This is a genomic window from Leclercia sp. M50, assembly GCF_037150775.1.
In the GTDB taxonomy this organism is placed as follows: Bacteria; Pseudomonadota; Gammaproteobacteria; order Enterobacterales; family Enterobacteriaceae; genus Enterobacter.
Map to the genome: position 1 here is coordinate 1 of NZ_JBBCPK010000168.1, position 5,041 is coordinate 5,041.

At 61.8% G+C, this 5,041-nt stretch carries 5 protein-coding genes; all 5 read left to right on the plus strand.

The window, feature by feature from the left end:
• Positions 1-1,247, plus strand: a 1,247-nt coding sequence (locus tag WFM46_RS22660; RefSeq protein ID WP_336998603.1) for a 3-hydroxyacyl-CoA dehydrogenase, incomplete at its 5' end; no start/stop codon positions are given.
• A complete protein-coding gene (paaI, locus tag WFM46_RS22665; protein ID WP_114314799.1) occupies positions 1,237-1,659 on the plus strand; it encodes a hydroxyphenylacetyl-CoA thioesterase PaaI in 423 nt (140 codons plus the stop codon). The genes WFM46_RS22660 and paaI, both read left to right, overlap by 11 nt.
• On the plus strand, positions 1,659-2,864 hold the full coding sequence (pcaF, locus tag WFM46_RS22670; RefSeq protein WP_103179804.1) for a 3-oxoadipyl-CoA thiolase: 1,206 nt from the start codon (positions 1,659-1,661) through the stop codon (positions 2,862-2,864). Before paaI ends, pcaF begins: the two co-directional genes overlap by 1 nt.
• 39 nt (positions 2,865-2,903) lie before the next feature.
• The gene (gene paaK / locus WFM46_RS22675) at positions 2,904-4,256 is read left to right on the plus strand and encodes a phenylacetate--CoA ligase PaaK (RefSeq protein WP_336998604.1); all 1,353 of its coding nucleotides are present in this window, start codon (positions 2,904-2,906) and stop codon (positions 4,254-4,256) included.
• A gap of 85 nt (positions 4,257-4,341) precedes the next feature.
• Positions 4,342-5,041 (plus strand): phenylacetic acid degradation operon negative regulatory protein PaaX (paaX, locus tag WFM46_RS22680; RefSeq protein ID WP_336998605.1); only part of this gene is annotated, 700 nt, incomplete at its 3' end.

Genomic DNA, 5,041 nt, shown 5'->3' on the forward strand with positions numbered 1-5,041 from the left:
TCGCCCCGCATGACACCGAACAGACGCTCCAGCGTCTGGTGCCCGTTACCGACATCCACGCGCTGGCGAAGGCTGACCTGGTGATTGAAGCCGCCTCTGAGCAAATGGCCGTTAAAAAGGCGCTCTTTGCCCAACTGGCGGAGATCTGCCCGGCTAACACGCTGTTGACCAGCAATACCTCGTCCATCTCCATTACCGCCATTGCCGCCGACCTGCGCCATCCTGAGCGCGTGGCGGGGCTGCACTTCTTTAACCCGGCCCCGGTGATGAAGCTGGTGGAAGTGGTAAGCGGCCTGGCGACCTCCGGGGAAGTGGTCGAACAGCTGAGCGAGCTGGCGACGCGCTGGGGCAAACAGCCGGTGCGCTGCCAGTCAACGCCGGGCTTTATCGTTAACCGCGTGGCGCGTCCGTACTATGCCGAAGCCTGGCGGGCGCTGGAAGAGCAGGTTGCCGCCCCGGAAGTCATCGACGCGGCGCTGCGCGAAGGCGCAGGCTTCCCGATGGGGCCGCTGGAGCTGACCGATATGATCGGCCAGGACGTCAACTTCGCCGTGACCTGCTCAGTATTTAACGCCTTCTGGCAGGAGCGCCGTTTCCTGCCGTCACTGGTGCAGCAGGAGCTGGTGCTGGGTGGGCGTCTCGGCAAGAAGAGTGGGCAGGGCGTTTACAACTGGCGTAACGAAAAGCCTGCCGTTAACTGGCTGGCAGAGGTGAACGATAGTTACAGTGTCACGCATCAGCAGAAAAAAAGTGACGGTGTCACTGAAATCGACGGCGTACTGCTGATCGAAACCCGGGGTGAGACCGCCCAGGCGCTGGCGAACCGCTACGCACAGCCGGTGGTGGTGTTCGACAGACAGGAGAGCGACGTGGCGGTGATTGCCGCCGCGGCCAGCAACCCGACAGCCGCGACACGGAAAGCGGTGCGCCACTTCCAGCAGCAGGGCAAGCGCGTGCTGCAGGTGGCGGATTATCCCGGCCTGCTGATCTGGCGCACGGTGGCGATGATTGTCAACGAAGCCCTCGACGCCCTGCAAAAAGGGGTCGCCAGTGAAGAAGATATCGATACCGCCATGCGCCTCGGGGTGAACTACCCGCGCGGCCCGCTGGCCTGGGGAGAACAGCTTGGCTGGCAGCGTCTGCTGTGCCTGCTGGAAAACCTGCAACGCCATTACGGCGAAGAGCGTTACCGTCCTTCATCCCTGCTGCGCCAGCGCGCGCTTCTGGAGAGTAGCTATGAGTCATAACGCCTGGCGCAACGCCCGCGCCATGTATGAAAACGATGCCTGCGCCCAGGCTTATGGCATCGACATTATTGAGATGGATGACGGCGTCGCCGTGTTGACCATGACCGTCACGCCGCAGATGCTCAACGGCCACAAGAGCTGTCACGGCGGACAGCTGTTTACCCTCGCCGATACCGCTTTCGCCTACGCCTGCAACAGCCAGGGGCTGGCGGCGGTGGCCTCAGGCTGCACCATCGATTTTGTCCGTCCGGCGTTTGCCCACGATAAGCTCACCGCCACGGCGCAGGTGCGCCATCAGGGGAAACAGACCGGCGTATACGACATTGAAATCGTTAATCAACAACAGAAAACGGTTGCCCTGTTCCGTGGGAAATCCCACCGCATCGGCGGCACTGTGACAGGAGAAGCATGATGCGTGACGCCTTTATCTGTGACGGGATCAGAACCCCAATCGGTCGCTATGCCGGTGCGCTGTCCGGTGTGCGCGCGGACGACCTGGGCGCCATCCCGCTGCGCGAACTGCTGGCGCGTAACCCGGGTCTGGATGCGGAGCGCATCGACGATGTGATCTTTGGCTGCGCGAACCAGGCGGGGGAAGACAACCGTAACGTGGCGCGAATGTCCCTGCTGTTAGCCGGGCTGCCGCAGACCGTCTCCGGCACTACCCTGAACCGCCTTTGCGGCTCCGGTCTGGATGCGCTGGGCTTTGCTGCCCGCGCCATCCGCGCCGGTGATGGCGACCTGATGATTGCCGGGGGTGTGGAGTCGATGTCCCGCGCGCCTTTCGTGATGGGCAAAGCGACCAGCGCCTTCCAGCGGCAGAATGAAATTTTCGATACCACTATCGGCTGGCGTTTTGTGAACCCGCTCATGGCGCAGCAATTTGGTTCTGACAGCATGCCGGAAACGGCAGAGAATGTAGCGGAATTGTTAAAGATTTCCCGTGAGGATCAGGACGCCTTCGCCCTGCGCAGCCAGCAGCGTACCGCTCAGGCCCAGGCTAACGGCATTCTGGCGCAGGAGATCGTGCCGGTCGTCATTAAAGGCAAAAAAGGGGCGGTCACCGAAGTGGTGCATGACGAGCATCTGCGCCCGGACACCACCCTCGAAATGCTGGCCGGGCTGAAAGCCCCTTTCCGGGCGGGCGGTGTGGTTACCGCCGGTAACGCTTCTGGCGTGAACGATGGCGCTGCGGCGCTGATTGTCGCCAGCGAGAAGATGGCGGCAGCCCAGGGCCTGATCCCGCGTACCCGCATCGTGGCGATGGCGACCGCTGGCGTTGAGCCGCGTCTGATGGGGCTGGGCCCGGTGCCTGCCACCCGTCGGGTGCTGGAGCGCGCCGGGCTGAGCATCAACGACATGGACGTTATCGAGCTGAACGAAGCCTTCGCCTCCCAGGCGCTGGGGGTGCTGCGTGAGCTGGGGCTGCCGGATGATGCGCCGCACGTTAACCCCAACGGCGGGGCAATTGCCTTAGGCCATCCGCTGGGTATGAGCGGGGCCCGCCTGGCGCTGGCCGCCAGCAACGAGCTGCATCGTCGTAAAGGGCGCTATGCGCTCTGTACGATGTGCATTGGTGTCGGTCAGGGCATTGCCATGATCCTTGAGCGTGTCTGAACAATTATAAAAAGCGAGTACCCTACGATGACTACGACAATGATAAATACAGCGACAACCGCAACGTCAACTGCAACCACGACGGCAACACATCTTGACCCCATCGAAACCGCCTCCCTTGATGAGCTGCAGGCCCTGCAAACCGAGCGTATGAAGTGGACGTTAGAACACGCTTATAACAACGTCCCCATGTACAAACGCAAGTTTGATGCGGCGGGCGTGCATCCTGACGATTTCAAAGAGTTAGCGGATATTCGCAAGTTCCCGTGCACCACCAAGCAGGATCTGCGTGACAACTATCCGTTTGATACCTTTGCGGTGCCGATGGAACAGGTGGTGCGTATTCACGCCTCTTCGGGCACCACCGGTAAACCCACCGTGGTCGGCTACACGCAGAACGACATTGATAACTGGGCCAACATCGTGGCCCGCTCGCTGCGCGCCGCGGGGGGCAGCGCGAAGGACAAAATTCATGTCGCCTACGGCTATGGCCTGTTTACCGGCGGGCTGGGCGCCCACTACGGCGCCGAGCGTTTAGGCGCCACGGTGATCCCGATGTCCGGCGGCCAGACCGAAAAACAGGCCCAGCTGATCCGCGATTTTAAGCCGGACATGATCATGGTGACGCCTTCTTATTGCCTCAACCTGATCGAAGAGCTTGAGCGCCAGATGGGGGGTGATGCCAGCCAGTGCTCCCTGCGCGTGGGCGTTTTTGGCGCTGAGCCCTGGACCCTGGCGATGCGCCGGGAAATTGAAATACGCCTCGGTATTACCGCTCTGGATATCTATGGGCTCTCCGAAGTGATGGGGCCGGGGGTGGCGATGGAGTGCATCGAAACCGCCGACGGACCGACCATCTGGGAAGATCACTTCTACCCGGAGATCGTCAACCCGAACGACGGCACGCCGCTGGCCGATGGTGAGCAGGGGGAACTGCTCTTCACCACCCTCACCAAAGAGGCGCTGCCGGTGATCCGCTACCGCACCCGCGACCTGACCCGCCTGCTGCCGGGCACCGCCCGCACCATGCGCCGCATGGACAGGATCAGCGGCCGCAGCGACGATATGCTGATCATCCGCGGCGTCAACGTCTTCCCGTCCCAGCTGGAAGAGGAGATCGTCAAGTTTGAGCACCTGTCGCCGCACTATCAGCTGGAGGTGAACCGTCGGGGCCATCTTGATTCACTTTCGGTGAAGGTGGAGCTGAAAGAGAGCAGCCTGTCGCTGACCCACGAACAGCGCTGCAACGTCTGCCACCAGCTGCGCCACCGCATTAAGTCGATGGTGGGGATCTCTACCGACGTGACGATCGTCAACTGCGGCAGCATTCCGCGTTCCGAAGGCAAAGCCTGCCGCGTCTTCGATCTGCGTAAGGCCGCAGCCAACAGCTAAGGCCGTCCGCGACCCTCTGCGTATTAGGGAGGGTCGCGCTTTTAGCGCTATGCTATGATTCATCCGCGAAAATAATCACAACAGAATGAATCACATGAGTAAACTCGACGCCTTTATCCAGCACGCTGTCAGCTCCGTTCCCGTCAGCGGCACCTCGCTGATCTCCTCCCTGTACGGTGATGCCCTGTCCCATCGCGGCGGTGAAGTCTGGCTGGGAAGCCTGGCGGCCCTGCTGGAGGGGATGGGATTCGGCGAGCGCTTCGTGCGCACCGCGCTGTTCCGTCTTAATAAAGAGGGCTGGCTGGATGTGGTTCGCATCGGCAGACGCAGCTTCTACCGCCTGAGCGACAAAGGATTGCGTTTAACCCGCCGGGCCGAAACCAAAATTTATCGCGCAGAGCTACCGGCCTGGGACGGCAAATGGCTGCTGCTGCTCTCTGAAGGGATGGACAAAACCACGCTGGCGGATGTGAAAAAGCAGCTGATCTGGCAGGGCTTCGGCACCCTGGCGCCGAGCCTGATGGCCTCGCCGTCGCAACAGCTGGCAGACGTACAGACCCTGTTGCATGAAGCGGGCGTGGCGGAAAACGTCATCTGCTTTGAGGCGCATTCGCCGCTGGCGCTCTCCCGCGCCGCGCTGCGCGCCCGGGTGGAGGAGTGCTGGCAGCTCAGCGAGCAGAACCTGATGTATGAAACCTTTATCGACTCGTTCCGGCCCCTGCTGCCCCTGCTGCGGGAGGCCACGCCGGAGGAGCTGACGCCGTCGCGCTGTTTCCATATCCAGC

Excerpts from the sequence above, each read along its gene's own strand:
- paaI (WP_114314799.1), top strand. The coding sequence starts at position 1,237 with ATGAGTCATAACGCCTGGCGCAACGCCCGCGCCATGTATGAAAACGAT.
- paaK (WP_336998604.1), top strand. The coding sequence starts at position 2,904 with ATGATAAATACAGCGACAACCGCAACGTCAACTGCAACCACGACGGCA.
- pcaF (WP_103179804.1), top strand. The coding sequence starts at position 1,659 with ATGCGTGACGCCTTTATCTGTGACGGGATCAGAACCCCAATCGGTCGC.